Consider the following 17,803-nt stretch of genomic DNA (forward strand, 5'->3'; position numbering starts at 1 on the left):
GCCACCCCCGGTCACTTAGCCTTGGCTTCAGCTTCAGCTGGCGCTTCCGATTCCGCCTTCTTCGCCGCCGCATCGATCGCGGCCAGCGACCTGCGGACCTGATCACGGTCCGTCGTGTACCAGAAGTCGGGCAGTGAAGCCTTCAGGTAGCTCCCGTACCGCGCCGTCGCGAGGCGCTGGTCCAGCACGGCGACCACACCGCGGTCCCCGGAAGCCCGTACGAGGCGACCGGCGCCCTGTGCCATGAGGAGGGCCGCGTGGGTGGCGGCGACCGCCATGAAGCCGTTACCGCCCGCTTCCTCCACCGCCTTCTGGCGGGCACTCATCAACGGGTCGTCCGGCCTCGGAAACGGGATCTTGTCCATGACGACCAGCTGACAACTGGGGCCGGGGACGTCGACGCCCTGCCAGAGCGACAGCGTGCCGAAGAGGCACGTCTGGGGATCGGCGGCGAAGTTCTTGATCAATTCGCCGAGCGTCTCCTCGCCCTGAAGGAGAATGGGGAACTCGGGGATGCGGGAGCGCAGCTCCTCCGCTGCCAGCTGGGCCGCCCTCATCGAGGAGAACAGGCCCAGGGTGCGCCCGCCGGCCGACCGGATCAGCTCGGTGAGTTCGTCAAGCATGTCCGAGCGGTCGCCGTCCCGCGCGGGACGCGCCAGGTGCTTGGCGACGTACAGGATGCCCTGCCTGGGGTAGTCGAAGGGCGAGCCGACATCGACGCCCTTCCACTGCGGAACGTCCTCGCCCTCTGTGCCCTCGGGGGCGAGGCCCAGGGAGGCACCGACGCCGTTGAAGTCGCCGCCCAGCTTCAGGGTCGCCGACGTCAGGACCACCGAACGGTCAGCGAAGAGCTTCTCCCTCAGCAGGCCCGAGACCGACATGGGGGCGACCCGCAGAGAGGCGCCGAAGCGGTCATGGCGCTCGTACCACACGACGTCCCACTCGGAGCCGTTCGTGATGCGCTCCGCCACGTCGTGCACGCTCTCCACCGAGGCCAGCGCCTGCTTGCGGACCGCGTCCTCGTCCTGGACGGACTTGTCCCGGGTCGCACCGATCCCGGAGATCACAGTGCGGCAGGCGTCACGCAAGGCCATCAGTGCGTAGCCGAGGTCCTCCGGAACCTCCTCCAGGCGGCCCGGGAGGGCGAGTTCCATCAACCGCTCGAAGCCCTCGGCAGCGGTCTGGAGCTGGTCGGCGGCCTTCTCGTTGACGAGCTTCGCCGCACGCCGGACCGCACGATTCACCTGGCCGGGGGTGAGCTCGCCGGTGGCCACGCCGGTGACCCTGGAGACCAGCTCGTGTGCCTCGTCGACGATCAGCACCTCGTGCTGCGGGAGGACCGGGGCGCCCTGGATGGCGTCGATGGCCAGCAGCGCGTGGTTGGTGACGACGACGTCGGAAAGCTTGGCTCGCTCGCGGGCCATCTCGGCGAAGCACTCGGCCCCGTACGCGCACTTCGAGGCACCCAGGCACTCCCGCGACGAAACGGAGATCTGTGCCCAGGCACGGTCGGAGACGCCGGGGGTGAGGTCGTCGCGGTCACCGGTCTCGGTGTCGTCCGCCCAGTCACGCATACGCAGCAGGTCCTGGCCCAGTTTGCTGGTGGGCGCGGCCGCCTCGAACTGGTCGAAGAGGCCCTCTTCCTCGTCCTGCGGGACGCCCTCGTGGAGCCGGTGCAGACACAGGTAGTTCGACCTGCCCTTGAGCATCGCGAACTCGGGGCGGCGGCGCAGCAGTGGGTGCAGTGCATCGACAGTGCGCGGCAGGTCCCGCTCCACGAGCTGGCGCTGCAGTGCGAGGGTGGCGGTCGCGACGACGACGCGCTCCCCGTGCGCGAGCGCGGGCACGAGATAGCCCAGCGACTTTCCGGTGCCGGTACCGGCTTGCACCAGAAGATGGGAGCCGTCGTCGATCGCGTCCGCGACGGCTTCGGCCATGGTCACCTGGCCTGGGCGCTCCGTGCCGCCGACGGCAGTGACGGCAGCATGCAGGAGTTCGGAGAGTGAGGGCTTCGTCATAGCGCGACCACCCTACGGCCCGGCACTGACAAACGGGTGATCAAGGCGGTGGCGAGGGGCGGGATCAAGACCTGGTGGTCCTCTGACGTGGATCGGAACGGACAGGTAGGGGCCAGGGTGGGCGCGTTCGGGTTCGGAGTGGCTCGCTCGTGGGACCGGATCGCTTCGGTTCTGGTCGATGCCAGGGCTGCGGCCTTTGGTGTCGGTCGGGGTGCCGGCGGAAATCGAGCCTGGTTACGGCGCACATCGGATCCGGATACGGCGGAGACCGACGCGGCTGGAAATCCGTGTGCCGGGAGTGGGAACCGGATCGGCGCGGGCGGTGTACCAAAAGTGATGACGCTGCGACGTGGCGTCACAGGAGATGGCGGAGGGACCGGTCTCGGACCATGAGGGCGGCTTGCTTGGTGGGCAGGTCGATCTCGGCGGCGAAGCCGAAGCCCGCGCGCAGAAAGGCGGCGATGGAGGGGATGTTGCGAAGGTCGGGTTCCGCGACCACGCGGGTACAGAGGAACCGCCTGTCGAGCACGAGATCGGCTACGGCTTTCAGCAGGGTGCTGCCAAGACGCCTCCCCCGGTCCGCGGCACCGCCGATAAGCAGGTGGATGCCGGTGTCGTGAGGTTGAGCGGGGTAGTGGCGTGCCAGTGGATCGAGGTCTGCCCGGTAGATCTCCCAGTAGCTCATCGGAACGCCCTCCAGCATCCCGAGGCACGGAATGCTGCGTCCGTCGCCGGAGAGCTGGGCTGCCAGGTGGTTCTCCGTGACGGACTCCGGTCCTGCCAAGTCCCAGAACCGTGCGACGGCGGGGTCGTTCATCCAGCGGCTGACAAGCGACAGGTCCCGCTCGATGCGTACGGGGACGAGGTGGAACACGCCTACGGAGGTGGCGGTCAGCCCCCACTCCCCGACCTGGTCGAGCAGGTCATCGGATGCTGATGGGACACCGGCGGGTCGGGCCACGCCCTCATGCCGGTCAAGGGCCGGCGCGACGTTGGTCCTCTTCCCCTCCTCCTCCCAGAGTTCGATGAGTCCGTCGGGCAGGCGCAGTTCCAGCGTGTCCTCGCTGTCCGGTGCCATGGGGACGCTCGCGTCGGTGCGGCGAGGGCCGACGGCAGGACTCGTGGCGGTGCCGATGTCAGCGAAAGGCGCGGTGCCGGCGGCGGCACTGGCAGTGGCGTCGGCCGGAGGCACGACGGTGCTCCTCTCAGGAGGGGGACGGTCATGTTCCTTGGGAGAATGGGGAGTTGGCGGTGTTCGCGCGTTCGTTCAGGGATGCGAGAAGGGGGCGGGGCTCACAGGCGGCAGTCAGGGGTGAAGGGGGTTGGCGATGGTCCCAGGCGGTCGTCAGCAACGAAGGGGGTTGGCGATGGTGACGTAGACGGACTGGGTGTCCACCGGGCCGACGAGTTCGTCGAGGCCGTGAAGGCGAGTGAGCAGGTTGGCCTTGCAGCGAAGGTCAGGGGAGTCGAGCAGACGGGAGGGCAGCGTGGTGCGTAGGCGGGCGGGCCCCGAGGCTACGTCGATGAGGAAGCCTCGGAAGGCAGCGAGTAGGAGCCGTTCGTCAGCGAGGCGCTGGGAACCGAACGCTCCGATGAGGCCGAGGACGTTGTTGATCGCGAGGTAGTACGCGAATCGTTCGTCGGTGACCTCGTCGGAGACGAAGGTCTCGCTGCGTTCGCCGATGCCGGGCAGGCGGGCGTCGAGTTCCGCGCGCCGGGACTCGCGGAAGTAGTAGCCCTGGTTGTCGCGGTAGCGGCCCCCGACGGGCCAGCCCTCGGCGTCGAGCAGGAGCAGCGTGTTCTGCTGATGCGCTTCCAGGGCGATTCCCGCTTCCCCATCAAGCCACAGCACCGGGCGGACGACCTGTTCGAGGTAGCGCAGGAACCACTCGGCGGCGACGGCCCCTCGGGGCCGGCCGGTCCGGTCTGCGAGGCGTGTGACGAGCTCTGCCAGTCGGGAAGACAGGACCGGTCGGTCGGCGTGACCATCACCTTCGCCGGCGCCGGGAGGCGCCTGGGGTCGGAGCGAGACGAGTCCGGCGACGCAGGAGGCATCGTCGTCGGGACTGAACGGGTTGTGCCGGATCACCACGTCGAGCCCGGGCAGGGGGTTGCCGTCCGGCCCGTCGACGGCGATCCAGGCGGGGTCGCGGACGATGTCGAACCCCGGATGGGCGGCCTGCCACTGCCTGGACAGGCCGCAGCGGAGCAGCCTGTGGACCTCTACTCCGCGGTGGAGTTCCTTGCGGAGGTTTTCGCGACGGGAGTTGGTGATGCGCAGGCCCAGCGACAGCTTGAGCATGGCTGGGGAGCTGGATCGGTGAACGGTTCGTACGGAGGAGGTGGGGTGCCACGGGGAACCGTGCGCGCCGAGGTTTCGGAGCAGTCCTGCTTGCAGCAGAGCCGCCGTCTCGGGGCGGTGCAGGACCTCGCGCAGTTGCCACGGGTGCAGGGGCAGGGCCGTGTGGCCGTCGGGTAGCGGGAGCCCTGCTCCGGCGAGCCGGGCGGTGAGCTGGGGTGCGGAGACCGGGCGACCGCGTTCGGTCCAGGCCGAGTCGGTGGCCAGTACGGAAGGAGCTACAGCCATCCAGTGGAGTGGGAAGGAGCCGCGCGACTCGGGTGAATACAACTGCGCTTCGGCCTCGGAGAGACCTTCACGGCTCTTCGGAGTCGGGTGCAGTGGATGTCCGAGCACGAGTGCCTGCTCGGCGGTGAGGAAGCGGTCGGGTTCGTCGGCAAGGTGCCTTCGACGCTCGGTGATGAAGGCGGTGGTTCGGCGAACGGAGTCGGCCACTCGGGCGACGAGATCGGCACCGGCGCCGACCGGAGCGAGCGCAGGATGCGTCTTGACCGGAGGGTGGCTTGGAAAGACCGGAGCGCTGTCGGTGGGCTTCTGCGCGCTGAGGATCTCCCGTGTGAGCAAGGCGGCGACTGTGATCGCGTCGGCGGCCGGGGCGTGCTCCGGGGCGTCTGCGAGGTACGGGAGGCCGAAGCGGTGCCAGCCTGTCGAGGACCAGTAGCGGACGGAAGCGAGGAGCGCCGTGCCGCTGGCGGGGAGGGGGATACGGAGGGTGCCGTTGTCGGGCGCGGCGAGGTCGGTCTCGCGTACCCAGCAGCGCAGGAGGTTCTCGACGGCGGCGGCGTCGGCTGCCGCATGAGGGTCGGGATGCTCCAGTGCGTCGGCGTCGGCCTCGGGGACCCCTTCGTCCTCGCGGCGCCCTCCCCGGGCGGGGACCTTCTCCTCCGACACCTCGGCAGTCGCCTCGTCCCGCTCCGCAGAAGCCACTCCCCACTGGCGGACGGCCGGAGTGGCGGTCGGCGCACGTCGTGGTTGTGGGGAGGTTTGGTCGCCGGAGGGCCTTTGGGTGTGTGGGTGGGCACGGCTGTCGGGTGCGGGGGTGGTGTTCAAGGGTGTGTTCCTCGCGGGGGGGCCTCGTGCCGCGGACGGGAAGCGGCTTCGTGCTGCGGTACGGGGTGCGCAGGGGCTTGGGTGTTCAGGAGGTCGTGCGATGAGAGGGATGGAGGTCAGGGATGTCAGGGGCGAGCTCGGCGGTTGAGGGTTGGGGAAGGAGACGTGCGGGCGTAACGACGCGCGAGGTCACGGTCACTGGGCTACCCCGCCCGCTCGGCGGGGTGGCCGGGCCGGCCCGTCGGTCGGTCGGTGGTGTGGGTGCTCTGGGTGCTGTGGATTTGTCTGGTCTCCACGAGTGTGGTCGTGGGCCACTGCCTCCACCGCGTCGGCCAGTCGGTCCAGTACCGCGGCCGCTTGCTCGTCGCTGATCGTCAGCGGTGGGAGCAGCCGTACGACACTCGCGTGACGCCCGCCCAGTCCGACGATCAGTCCGCGGCGCAGGCACTCCCTCTGCACGGCGGCCGCGAGTTCGGGAGCCGCGGGGCGAGGGCTTCGGACAAGGTCACTTACTCCGGCAAGTGCGCTCCCGAAGTCGGTCGAAGGCGTCCGACCACGACCGGCAGGCCCCGCTCCCGCTCGGGCGCCAGCTCCGGCCAAGGAGCCCATACCAGCACCAGCTACGATCCCCGGCCGGTGCCCGGCGCCAGTCACCGCCATAGCAGCGTCGGGACTTCCCCCAGTCTCGACCAGCTCGATCCCGAGCATCAGCCCTCGCCCCCGGACATCGCCAATGATGGGGAACCGCCGAGCAAGGGCCTGAAGTTGCCCGAGCAAGCGTGCGCCCAGAGTTCCGGCCCGTTCCGCGAGACGGTTTTCGCGGACGTAGGACAGGGTCGCCGTGCCTGCGGCCATGGCCAGTTGGTTGCCGGGGAACGTGTCGGCGGGGGTACCGGGTCCCCAGGCATCGAGGTCGTCTCGGTACACCAGAACGGCCAGGGGAAGACTGCCGCCGATGGCATGGGAGAGGATCATCACGTCGGGGGTGATGCCACTGTGGTCGACCGCCCAGAAGGCGCCCGTGCGCCCGGCTCCCGTCTGGACCTCGTCAGCGATCAGCGGTACGGACCGGGCGGCAGTGATCTGTCGCATGCGCCTCATCCACTCATCGGGGGCGGGGATCACACCGCCCTCGCTCTGTACGGGTTCGAGGATCATTCCGGCAGGCAGCGGCAACCCGGGCCGGGGGCCGTCGAGGACCGACTCGGCCCATCCGGCGGCGAGTTCGGCGCCGCGCACGCCGCCGACGCCGAAGGAGCAGCGGTAGTCCTGCGGATAGGGGAGGCGAATGACCCGCGGGTCGACGCTGTCTGCAGCCGAGCCGAAGGCCCCGTCGGTCGCCCCGCGGTGGGCGCCCGTGAAGGCGAGCAGGCCGCTGCGTCCGGTCGCGGCCCGAACGAGTTGGAACGCGGCTTCCACCGCGTCCGTGCCGGCCGGTCCGCAGAACCGCACTCGCGCGCGGTCGGCGAGTCCGGACGGCAGGGTGCGGAACAGTTCGGTGACGAAGGCGTCCTTGACGGGCGTGGCGAGGTCGAGGGCGTCCAGCGGGGCGCCGGAGTCGAGGACCTTGCGGATCGCCTCCAGCACGACGGGGTGATTGTGCCCGAGGGCCAGGGTGCCCGCGCCCGAGAAGCAGTCCAGGTAGCGGCGGCCGTCCGCGCCCTCGATGGTCAGCCCGCGGGCCCGCACCGGCACGATCGGCAGGGCGCGGGGGTAGGTACGCGCCGCCGACTCTCGCACCGACTGACGCCGCAGAACCCCCTCGTACACAAAGCGTCCGTCACCGGACGCCTCCCCGGCAGTAGACCCCTCCGCTACCCCCTCAAACGCCCTCACACCAGCCTCGCGAGCCCCGGTCACAACGACCTCCCGGCCCCGACACCGACTGTCTCTCCCCGCACAGGCCCGACGGTCCGTCCAACCCCGGACGAAGCGGCATCTCCAGCCCCGGCCATGACGGCACCCCCATCGCACTCAGCCCATGCCGCCATCCCCATCGCGCTCCACTTCACAGCCACGGCTCCCCGCTCTCCCGCAGTCCAGGGCAAGCCGCTCCTCGCCACCTCACCCGACTCGACATACGAAACCCCGCGAGCGTTCACTCGAAAACTCTCAAGGCTCACGGGAATTGGGCACAGGAACCGGGCCGGTCGTATCGGGGCCGGACCATCGGTACTGCGCTCCGTCGCTACCAACCCTGGAACGCTCAGCGGGTTACGGGCCGCATCAAGATCCTTTGCGGTCTGTCCCAGCCGCTGCGTTCGGCTCGCGCCCCACGGGCTTCAGGGAGACACGGGCTCGGTCCACGGCCCGGCGGCGCGGCGGGAGTCAGATGCATCGGGGACGTATGGGATTTCGCCCAGGAGGACCGCTTGGCACGAGCCTGGTCCAGCGGCCCCTCCCAGCTGGCCACCGCCAGGGTGGCGACCCCGTTGCCGACGAGGTCGCCACCGGCATCGGCGTCGCCCTCGCCCCATCCTGGCGTTGGAACGGATCGGCGGCGGCGTCCGCCTGCTGCCGCTGCAACCCCCCGGCCCGGTACGCCGCATCCTCATCGTCCGCATGTACGACCCCGCCCTCACCCCGCCGCCCAGCCTTCGCCGGCTTCCTCCGCGACAGCACCGCGTACCGCACGCCGTGAAGGTCGGCGTGAAGATCGGCGTGCGTAGCAGAACTCCGATGATTGCCAGGTCAGACAGCTCGTAGCGAAACCGTTGCCGTACAGCGGGAAGTCCCCCACAGCGAGCGCATAGTGTGTGGTGCCGTTCCCACACTCCGTGAGTTCAGCGCGCGAGCAAACCGATTGGACTCGGATCGCCCCGGATCAGCCCAGGTCGATCCGAACCAATCCGGATCGATCCGAATCAGCCTGATTCGATCCGGGTCGGTCGGCCCGAGTCGATCGGATCGCTCCATGTCGACCCGTCCGCGCCGGAGTTCACGGCTCAGCACCCAGTTCGTTCACCTCAGGGGGAGTCACACCATGCGACCCATACGGCCGTCCTTCACCGCTCGCCGAGGAAGGAACGCGCGCCGCGGAACCTCCCCTGCGCTGGCCGCCGTTGCCCTCGCCTCGGCGCTCGTGCTCACCGCCACCGCCTGCGACTCGGGCGCCGCCGAGGCCGGTGGTGACGCCTCCGCCTCCGCCGCAGCCCCGACCGCGGGCGACGACAAGATCACGATCCCGGACGACATCAAGGACAAGCTCAAAGAGCATGGGATCGACCTCGACAAGTGGAAGAACGGCGCTTGGAAGGACTGGAGCAAGGACGACTGGCTGCGCGAGGCCGACGAGTACATCAACCCGATCATCCAGGGCTTGTGGGATCCGGACCGGATGCGGGACGCCGAGGACCCCGACAACGCCGTCGACGACAGTGACCTCTCCGGTGACCAGGGCGTGACCGACCCGGAGCCCGCTCCGGTGGACGCCAAGGCCGTCACGCCTACCTACCATGCCAACGCCCCCGAGGCGGGCAAGGTGTTCTTCGACTCCCCCGAGGGCACGATGGTCTGCTCGGCGACGGTCGTGCAGGACCCGGCCCACCCCGGCAAGTCCAACCTGGTGTGGACGGCGGGCCACTGCGTGCACGCCGGCAAGGACGGTGGCTGGTTCCGCAACATCGCGTTCGTGCCGTCCTACAACAACGAGGGCCTGGCGACCGCGGCCTTGGAGAGCGCCACAAAGGAAGAGGTCACTCCGTACGGCGTGTGGTGGGGCGACTGGGCGCAGACCTCGGACCAGTGGATCGAGCAGGGCGGGGAAACAGGGGGTGACGGCGCCTCGTACGACTTCGCCGTCATCCATGTGACCCCGGAGGAGGGCAGTGGCGGCAAGTCGCTGGAGGAGACCGTCGGTTCGGCTCTGCCCGTGAACTTCAAGGCGCCGGCCGTCACGAAGGTCGCGAGCATCACGGCGACCGGTTACCCGGCCGCGGCGCCGTTCGACGGTCAGACCATGTACCAGTGCCAGGACAAGCCGGGCCGGCTGTCGATCAGCGCCCCGGACCCGACGATGTACCGCATCGGCTGCACGATGACGGGTGGTTCGTCGGGCGGCGGCTGGGTCGCGACCGGTTCGGACGGCAAGCCGGCACTGGTCTCCAACACCTCGATCGGCCCGGTGACCGCGGGCTGGCTGGCGGGTCCGCGGCTGGGTGAGGTGGCCAAGGGCGTGTACGACTCGGTGAGCAAGAAGTTCGTCGGCCAGTGACGACCTGCTGAGCAGGAACGGCGGTGCGGTGTCCCGGGAAACCTTCACCACCTCACCGCCGTTCACCCCCAACTCCACGGGCATAGTGGGGTGTCGCCCGCAAGGGAGATCCACAGAGGTCCCAGGTGATCCACGGGACCAAGGTGATCCACGGGATCCAAAAGATCGTCGGACCCACAAGACCCATCGGACCCGGGAATCATGAGGATCCGCGGAGCACCACCTCCTCACCCTGACAAGCACATGACATTCGTTCGTTCCCACGGGGGTTACCGCACCATGCGTTCCACACGTACGCCCGCAGCACCACGCCCCGGGCGGCGCACCCACACGTTCCTCACCGCCACCGGGCTCGTCGCAGCCCTCGCACTGACCGCGACCGCCTGCGGCGGCTCGGGCGAGGACACCGGCGGTGACAAGCCCGGCGCCACGACGTCCCAGGCCGCCGACGGCAAGGTCAAGATCCCCGCGGGCATCGCCGACAAGCTCAAGGAGCACGGCATCGATGCCGATGCCTGGGCGGCCGGAGGCTGGAAGGACTGGGACAAGGACAAGTGGCTCAGTGAGGCCAAGGACTTCGTCAACCCGGTGATCGAGGGGCTCTGGAAGCCCGAGCGGATGCAGTCCGCGAAAGAGGCCGACAAGACGGTCTCGACGAAGGACGCCGCCGCCGACCAGGGCGTCAGCGACCCCGAGCCGGCACCCGTCGAGGCCACGGCCGAGAAGACGCCGTACCACCAGAACGCGGCCCCGGTCGGCAAGATCTTCTTCGACTCCCCCGACGGTCCGATGGTCTGCTCGGGCACGGTCGTCAAGGACGTGAACCACCCCGGCAAGTCCAACCTGGTGTGGACGGCGGGCCACTGCGTGCACGCCGGCGGCAGCGGCGGCTGGTACCGCAACATCGTCTTCGTCCCGGCGTACAACGACCTCGGCAAGTCCGAGGCGCAGCTCGGCAAGGCCACGGCCTCGGAGATCGCGCCGTACGGCAACTGGTGGGCCGACTGGGCCTCGACGTCGAACGGGTGGATGCAGGGCGGTTCGGAGACCGGCGGCGCGGGTGCCGCGTACGACTACGCCGTGCTCCATGTGAACCCCGAGTCGGGCTCCAAGTCGCTGGAGGAGACCACCGGCGCCCTGGACGTCGACTTCTCCGCCCCGTCGGCGAGGGAGGTCGCCACGATGGGCGCCTGGGGCTACCCGGCCGCGCCGCCGTACAACGGTCTGCAGATGTTCAAGTGCCTCGACCGGCCCGGCCGGCTCTCGCTCAGCACGAGCCTGCCGACGATGTACCGCATAGGGTGCACCATGACGGGCGGCTCGTCCGGCGGCGGCTGGTTCCGAGTGCTGGCCGGTGAGACCAAGCTGGTCTCGAACACGTCGATCGGTCCGACCGACAACACCTGGCTCGCGGGCCCGCAGCTCGGCCAGGACGCCGAGGCGCTCTACGAGAACATGAGCAAGACGTACGGCGGCCAGTGATCCGCACACGCTGAAGGCCCGCCACCTGCGACGAGCAGGCGGCGGGCCTTCAGGCTGTCCGGGACGGACGGTCAGGCAAGCGGCGCCGGAACGTACGGCGCGAGATCCGCCGCCAGTTCCTCGTGCACCCGTGCCTTGAGCAGGGTGCCCTCCGGGGTGTGCTCCGCGGAGATCACCTCACCCTCGTCGTGGGCGCGGGCAACCAGCTTGCCGTGCGTGTACGGCACGAGCGCCTCGATCTCGACCGACGGCCGCGGCAGCTCGTTGTCGATCAGCGCGAGCAGTTCCTCGATGCCCTGGCCGGTGCGCGCCGACACCGGGATCGAACGCTTCTCGATCCGCATGAGGCGCTGAAGCGTCAGCGGATCGGCCGCGTCCGCCTTGTTGATCACGACGATCTCGGGTACGCCGGTGGCGCCGACGTCCCTGATCACCTCGCGTACGGCGGCCAACTGCTCCTCCGGGTTCGGGTGCGAGCCGTCCACCACGTGCAGGATCAGGTCGGACTCGCCGACCTCCTCCATGGTGGAGCGGAACGCCTCGACCAGGTGGTGCGGCAGGTGTCGGACGAAGCCGACGGTGTCCGCCAGCGTGTACAGACGGCCGCTGGGCGTCTCCGCCCGGCGCACGGTCGGGTCGAGGGTCGCGAACAGGGCGTTCTCGACCAGTACGCCCGCGCCCGTGAGGCGATTGAGCAGCGAGGACTTGCCCGCGTTGGTGTAGCCGGCGATGGCGACCGACGGCACCTTGTGACGCTTGCGCTCCTGGCGCTTGATCTCGCGGCCGGTCTTCATGTCCGCGATCTCCCGGCGCATCTTCGCCATCTTCTCGCGGATCCGACGCCGGTCCGTTTCGATCTTCGTCTCACCGGGACCACGGGTGGCGAGGCCGCCGCCCTTGCCGCCGCCCATCTGACGGGACAGCGACTGACCCCAGCCGCGCAGCCTGGGCAGCATGTACTGCATCTGCGCGAGCGCTACCTGCGCCTTGCCCTCTCGAGACTTGGCGTGCTGGGCGAAGATGTCGAGGATCAGGGCCGTACGGTCGATGACCTTGACCTTGACGACGTCTTCGAGATGGATGAGCTGGCCCGGGCTGAGCTCACCGTCGCAGATGACGGTGTCCGCGCCCGTCTCGAGCACGATGTCGCGCAGCTCTTCGGCCTTGCCGGAACCGATGTAGGTGGCCGCGTCGGGCTTGTCGCGGCGCTGGATCACGCCGTCGAGCACGAGTGCGCCCGCGGTTTCCGCGAGGGCGGCGAGCTCGGCGAGGGAGTTGTCCGCGTCCTGCGCGGTCCCCGAGGTCCAGACGCCGACGAGCACGACCCGCTCCAGGCGGAGCTGGCGGTACTCGACCTCGGTGACATCCTCGAGCTCGGTGGAGAGGCCCGCGACGCGGCGTAGGGCCGCGCGCTCGGAGCGGTCGAACTGGTCGCCGTCCCGGTCTCCGTCGATCTCGTGGCTCCAGGCGACGTCCTCTTCCATCAGGGCATCGGCCCGAAGACCTTCGGGGTAGGCATGCGCGAAGCGCTCAGTGTCCTGGGAAGAAGATGAAGAGGAGGTCATTGGGTCCTTACGTCGATGAGGAATGCGATAAAGCGGCGACAGAGCCGAAGCCGAACTTCTGAGCCGGCCGTCACTGCTCACAACGCACGAGAACCCCGGGAGATTCCCGTGTCCCGTGCCGCTCCGACCTGAGGATGGTCGCACGACACGGCCCGTCTCGTCACCGTCTTATTTCACGGCGGCAGGCTGCGGGGCGGCCGACTTCCACTCCGGGTGGCCGGGCATCGGCGGCGTCTTCTCGCCGTAGAGCCAGCCCTCGAAGAACCCGCCCAGCTCGCGGCCGGAGATCTTCTCGGCGAGCCCGACGAAGTCCGCGGTCGTGGCGACGCCGTCCTGGTGGCGGGTCACCCAGGCCCTCTCCAGGCGCTCGAAGGCGGGGCGGCCGATCTCCTGTTGCAGGGCGTACAGGGCCAGCGCGGCGCCGTCGTAGACGTTCGGCCGGAAGATGCTGATCTTCTGGCCGGGGTCGGGCGTCTTGGGGGCGGCGGGCGGTCCGCCGGCCGCCCGCCAGCGGTCGGAGGCGCCGTACGCCGCCTTCATCCGCACCTCCATGGGGCGGTCCGCCTTCTCCTCCGCGTACAGGGCTTCGTACCAGGTGGCGTGCCCCTCGTTCAGCCACAGGTCGGACCAGGTGCGAGGGCTCACGCTGTCGCCGAACCACTGGTGGGCGAGCTCGTGCACCATGATCGACTCGACGTACCACTTCGGGTAGCCGGGCTCGGTGAACAGGTCCAGCTCGAAGAGCGAGAGGGTCTGCGTCTCCAGTTCGAAACCGGTGTCGGCCTCGGCCATGAGCACGCCGTACGTCTCGAAGGGGTACCGCCCGACCTTGCCCTCCATCCAGGCGATCTGGTCGGGGGTCTTCTTCAACCACGGCTCCAGCCGCTCGCGGTCCTTGGTCGGCACGACGTCCCGTACGGGAAGCCCGTGCGGGCCGCTGCGGCGCAGCACGGTGGAGCGGCCGATGGACACCTGGGCGAGCTCGGTGGCCATGGGGTGCAGGGTCCGGTACGTCCAGGTCGTCGCCCGGCCAGCCCGGTCCACGCCGGTCGACAGACCGTTGGCCACGGCCGTGTAGCCACTCGGTGCGGTCACCCTGATGGTGAACATCGCCTTGTCGGAGGGGTGGTCGTTGCAGGGGAACACCAGGTGGGCGACGTCGGCCTGGTTGGCCATGGCGAGTCCGTCCGCGGTCCGCACCCAGCCGCCGTCCCGGTCCTCGGCGGACACGGGGTCGCTGGTGTGCCGCACGGTGACCCGCATCCAGCTGCCCTCGGACAGCGGATCCTCGGGCGTGACCACCAGATCCTCGCCGGCGCTCGTGAATGTCGCGGGCTCGCCGTCGACCTCTACCGAGTCGACCTTGCCGTGCGCGAAGTCGAGGTTCACGCGGTCCAGCGAGGCCGTCGTCCAGGCGTCGATCGTGGTGACCGCCTGGAGCGGCTTGCTGTTGGTGCCCGGATAGGTGAAGGAGAGGTCGTACGCCGCCACGTCGTACCCCGGGTTGCCCAGGTACGGGAAGAGACGGTCACCGACGCCCAGCGGGGTGGCCGGCGCGCTCGCGGCGAGGAGGCAGACGGAGACGGCGGAGGCGAGCAGGGCGGCGGCCCTTCGGCGCCGAGAGGGCATGACGCGGGCTCGGGGAGCCCAGGTTCGGGGGGTGAGCAGCATGCACCACGGCTATCAGCGGGCCCGTGCGGCATGGCGGCGGCGCGCGATCGGCCCACTCGAACGGGTAGATCGGCGGGACGACGGGTTGGTCGCACGCAAGAGCGCCCCACGCGCGCGTGCCGTCGCCGGCGGGCTTCCTCAGGCCCCCGGCATCTGCTCCCGGCTCACGTCGTACACCCCCGGCACATTCCGCATCGCCCGCATCAGAGCGGGCAGGTGTGCCGCGTCGGGGAGTTGGACCGTGTAGGTGTGGCGTACGCGTTGCTGGCTGGGCGGCTCGACGGTCGCGGAAACGATCTCGGCCCCCTCCGAGGCCATCGCTTCGGTGAGGTCCGCGAGCAGATGCGGACGGCCGAACGATTCGGCGAAGAGGGTGACCCGGCATCCGCTGGTGTCCCCCCAGCGCACACCGACCTCAGCACGCCCCGCGCTCTTCATACGCGCCACCGCGGCGCACTCCACGCGATGGACGGTCACCGCTCCCCCGCGAACGGCGAAGCCGATCACCTCGTCGGGCGGTACGGGCGTGCAGCAACCGGCCATCCGTACGCTCGCCCCGGGCTGGTCGACGACGGCGTTCGCGGTGGCGGGCCGGTCGGCAGGCGGGGAGGCGAGGCCTTCGGAGGCAGCCGCACCCTTCCCGGCGGCGGGCGGCCGGGGCGATGCCTCGCCGGCCTGGAGAGTCGGTACCGGCCCCGCCTCCTGCGCCTCGGCGGACGCCGGATGCGTCGTGAGCCACCGCTGGATGGCGATCCGGGCGGTGGGCGTGTGGGCGTGCTCCAGCCACTCCCTGGAGGGCTCGGAGGCGGGGTCCTGGCCCATGAGGAGTTGGACGGTGTCGCCGTCCTTCAGGACCGTGCTCAGGGTCGCCAGGCGGCCGTTGACGCGAGCTCCGATGCACGCGTGCGCGTCCTCGCCGTACTGCGCGTAGGCGGCGTCCACACAGGTCGCCCCCGCGGGCAGGCCCAGCCTGCCGCCGTCGGGTCGGAAGACGGTGATCTCGCGGTCCTGGGCGAGGTCCTCGCGCAGGGTGGACCAGAACGTGTCGGAGTCGGAGGCGGCCTCCTGCCAGTCGAGGAGGCGGGAGAGCCAGCCGGGGCGGGTCGGGTCGGCGCGCTCACCGTCACTCGAAACGGTCTGCTCCTCCGAAGGAGGAGCGTAGGGATTGCCCAGCGCGACGACGCCGGCCTCCGCGACCTTGTGCATCTGGTGGGTGCGGATGAGGACTTCGGTGACCTGGCCGTCCTCGCGGGCCACGGCGGTGTGCAGCGACTGGTACAGGTTGAACTTGGGGACAGCGATGAAGTCCTTGAACTCCGAGACGACGGGCGTCATACAGGTGTGGAGTTCACCCAGTACGGCGTAACAGTCGGCGTCCTCGTTCACCAGCACCAGCAGACGGCCGAAGTCGGCGCCGCGCAGCCGGCCGCGTTTGCGGGCGACGCGGTGCACGGAGACGAAGTGCCGGGGCCGGATGAGGACTTCGGCCGGGATGTCGGCGTCCCGCAGGACCGTGCGCATCTCGTCGGCCATCTCGGCGAGCGGGTCGTCCGCGCGGGAGGCGTTGTCGACGATCAGCTCGCGGGTGTGCTCGTACTCCTCGGGGTGGAGGATCGCGAAGACCATGTCCTCCAGTTCGGTCTTGAGCGCCTGGACGCCGAGCCGTTCCGCGAGGGGGATGAGGACGTCCCGGGTGACCTTGGCGATGCGGGCCTGTTTCTCGGGTCGCATCACGCCGAGGGTGCGCATGTTGTGCAGCCGGTCGGCGAGTTTGATCGACATCACGCGGACGTCGTTGCCGGTGGCGACGAGCATCTTGCGGAAGGTCTCGGGCTCGGCGGCGGCCCCGTAGTCGACCTTCTCCAGTTTCGTGACACCGTCGACGAGGAAGCGCACCTCCTCGCCGAACTGCTCACGGACCTGATCGAGCGTCACGTCCGTGTCCTCGACGGTGTCGTGCAGCAGAGACGCCGTCAGAGTGGTCGTCTCGGCGCCCAGTTCGGCAAGGATCAGGGTCACGGCGAGCGGGTGTGTGATGTATGGCTCACCGCTCTTGCGCATCTGACCGCGATGCGAGGACTCGGCCAAGACGTAGGCGCGGCGCAGCGGTTCGATATCGGCGTCGGGATGGTGGGCGCGGTGGGCCTCGACCACGTGGCCGATGGCGTCCGGCAGCCGGTCGCGGGCGGCGGGCCCGAGCAGCGCGGCCCGGCCGAGGCGGCGCAGGTCGATCCGGGGGCGGGCCTTCCTGCGTGGCACTGTCGGCAGGACCGGGCCTGCCGTGACCGGGCCTGGGCTCGCGGGATTCGTGGCCTCCGCACTCATGGGCACCTCCGGCTGCGTGGACCGGCGGACGGGGTGCCCCAGGGCGGACACGGCTCGGGGGATGGCATCAGTCCCCCGTCCGGGCCGGTGCTTGATGCTACCGAGCCCATCACGTGCGCCTCACCGCCTCTCGCCGAGCGTGAAAAGGATCACCCATTCGAGCGACGGTTTGCAGGTTTAGGTTCACATCCTGTGACCTGCGCTCGGTCAGCAAACGGAGCGTTCCAGCCACTCGGCGTCGATTTCCCCCTCGGCGACGATCACCGCGGGCCCGGTCATCTCGATCTCGCCGTCGGGCCGCTCGGTGATCACCAGGGTGCCGCCGGGCACGTCGACGGTGTACGTCACCGGGGTTCCGGTGACGGTCGGGTCGGCGCCGTCCCGGCGGGCTGTGGCCACGGCGACAGCGCACGCGCCCGTGCCGCACGAACGGGTCTCGCCGGAGCCGCGCTCGTGCACGCGTAGGGCTACGTGCCGGGGGCCTCGGTCGACCACGAACTCGACGTTCACGCCGTCGGGATAGGCGGCGGCCGGGCTGAAGGGCGGCGGGGAGTACAGGTCGCCCGCGTGCGCGAGGTCGTCCACGAAGGCGACGGCGTGCGGGTTGCCCATGTTCACGTTCCGCGCGGGCCAGCTGCGCTCGCCGACGCTCACCGTGACGTCCCCCTCAGGGAGCAGCGCCCTGCCCATGCCGACGGTGATGTCGCCGCCCTGGGAGAGGTGCACCGTCTTCACGCCCCCGCGCGTGGCGATCGCGAGGTCGCCCTCGTCGACATGTCCGGCGCGCTGGAGGTAGTGCGCGAACACGCGCACGCCGTTGCCGCACATCTCCGCGATCGAGCCGTCGCCGTTGCGGTAGTCCATGAACCACTCCGCCTCGGCCGCCATGTCCTTGGCGTCGGGGTGCGCCTCGGACCGCACCACGTGCAGCAGGCCGTCACCGCCGATGCCGGCACGGCGGTCGCACAGGGCGGCGACGGCGGCCGGGGGCAGGTCGATGGTGTTCTCGGGGTCCGGGACGATCACGAAGTCGTTCTCGGTGCCGTGCCCCTTGAGGAAGGCGATCCGCGTGCTCATTCCTCGATCGTACGGGGTGGGTCCGACAACCCACGCTCGCCTG

Annotated in this window: 10 protein-coding genes; 2 read left to right on the forward strand and 8 right to left on the reverse strand. The window is 69.9% G+C overall.

All coding sequences use genetic code 11. The features are described from left to right. Window positions 1–11 precede the first annotated feature (11 nt). From ACWBNA_RS37360 to ACWBNA_RS37375, 4 genes are all read right to left on the reverse strand, one after another. Window positions 12–2,018 (reverse strand): ATP-dependent DNA helicase, encoded by a 2,007-nt coding sequence (locus ACWBNA_RS37360; protein ID WP_482708989.1) that lies wholly within the window; start codon window positions 2,016–2,018, stop codon window positions 12–14. Window positions 2,019–2,373: 355 nt separating this feature from the next. Further along, window positions 2,374–3,210, reverse strand: coding sequence for a GNAT family N-acetyltransferase (locus tag ACWBNA_RS37365; protein ID WP_482708991.1), 837 nt, complete (start codon window positions 3,208–3,210; stop codon window positions 2,374–2,376). Window positions 3,211–3,363: 153 nt separating this feature from the next. Continuing rightward, window positions 3,364–5,427 carry an IucA/IucC family protein gene (locus ACWBNA_RS37370; protein ID WP_482708992.1) on the reverse strand — a complete coding sequence of 688 codons (2,064 nt, stop codon included), beginning with the start codon at window positions 5,425–5,427 and terminating at the stop codon, window positions 3,364–3,366. 195 nt (window positions 5,428–5,622) lie between these two features. After that, window positions 5,623–7,197 (reverse strand): aminotransferase class III-fold pyridoxal phosphate-dependent enzyme, encoded by a 1,575-nt coding sequence (locus ACWBNA_RS37375; RefSeq protein WP_482708993.1) that lies wholly within the window; start codon window positions 7,195–7,197, stop codon window positions 5,623–5,625. A gap of 1,213 nt (window positions 7,198–8,410) precedes the next feature. Here ACWBNA_RS37375 and ACWBNA_RS37380 point away from each other — a divergent pair. Further along, window positions 8,411–9,640: a trypsin-like serine peptidase gene (locus tag ACWBNA_RS37380; protein WP_482708994.1), complete on the forward strand. Its 1,230-nt coding sequence runs from the start codon at window positions 8,411–8,413 to the stop codon at window positions 9,638–9,640. Between the two features lie 279 nt (window positions 9,641–9,919). Beyond that, the gene (locus tag ACWBNA_RS37385; protein ID WP_482708995.1) at window positions 9,920–11,122 is read left to right on the forward strand and encodes a trypsin-like serine peptidase; all 1,203 of its coding nucleotides are present in this window, start codon (window positions 9,920–9,922) and stop codon (window positions 11,120–11,122) included. Between the two features lie 71 nt (window positions 11,123–11,193). Here ACWBNA_RS37385 and hflX read toward each other — a convergent pair whose 3' ends face one another. The 4 genes from hflX to dapF all read right to left on the reverse strand — a co-directional run bounded on the left by hflX (window position 11,194) and on the right by dapF (window position 17,760). After that, window positions 11,194–12,687, reverse strand: a complete 1,494-nt coding sequence (hflX, locus tag ACWBNA_RS37390) for a GTPase HflX (RefSeq protein ID WP_383866431.1) — start codon at window positions 12,685–12,687, stop codon at window positions 11,194–11,196. Between the two features lie 168 nt (window positions 12,688–12,855). Further along, window positions 12,856–14,358 carry a M1 family metallopeptidase gene (locus tag ACWBNA_RS37395; RefSeq protein ID WP_482708996.1) on the reverse strand — a complete coding sequence of 501 codons (1,503 nt, stop codon included), beginning with the start codon at window positions 14,356–14,358 and terminating at the stop codon, window positions 12,856–12,858. A gap of 138 nt (window positions 14,359–14,496) precedes the next feature. After that, a complete protein-coding gene (locus tag ACWBNA_RS37400; protein WP_482708997.1) occupies window positions 14,497–16,683 on the reverse strand; it encodes a RelA/SpoT family protein in 2,187 nt (728 codons plus the stop codon). A 207-nt stretch (window positions 16,684–16,890) separates the two neighbouring features. Further along, complete coding sequence (gene dapF / locus ACWBNA_RS37405; protein WP_482708998.1) at window positions 16,891–17,760, reverse strand: diaminopimelate epimerase; 870 nt, start codon at window positions 17,758–17,760, stop codon at window positions 16,891–16,893. Between the last annotated feature and the right edge of the window lie 43 nt (window positions 17,761–17,803).

The organism is Streptomyces sp. Q2 (assembly GCF_056820935.1).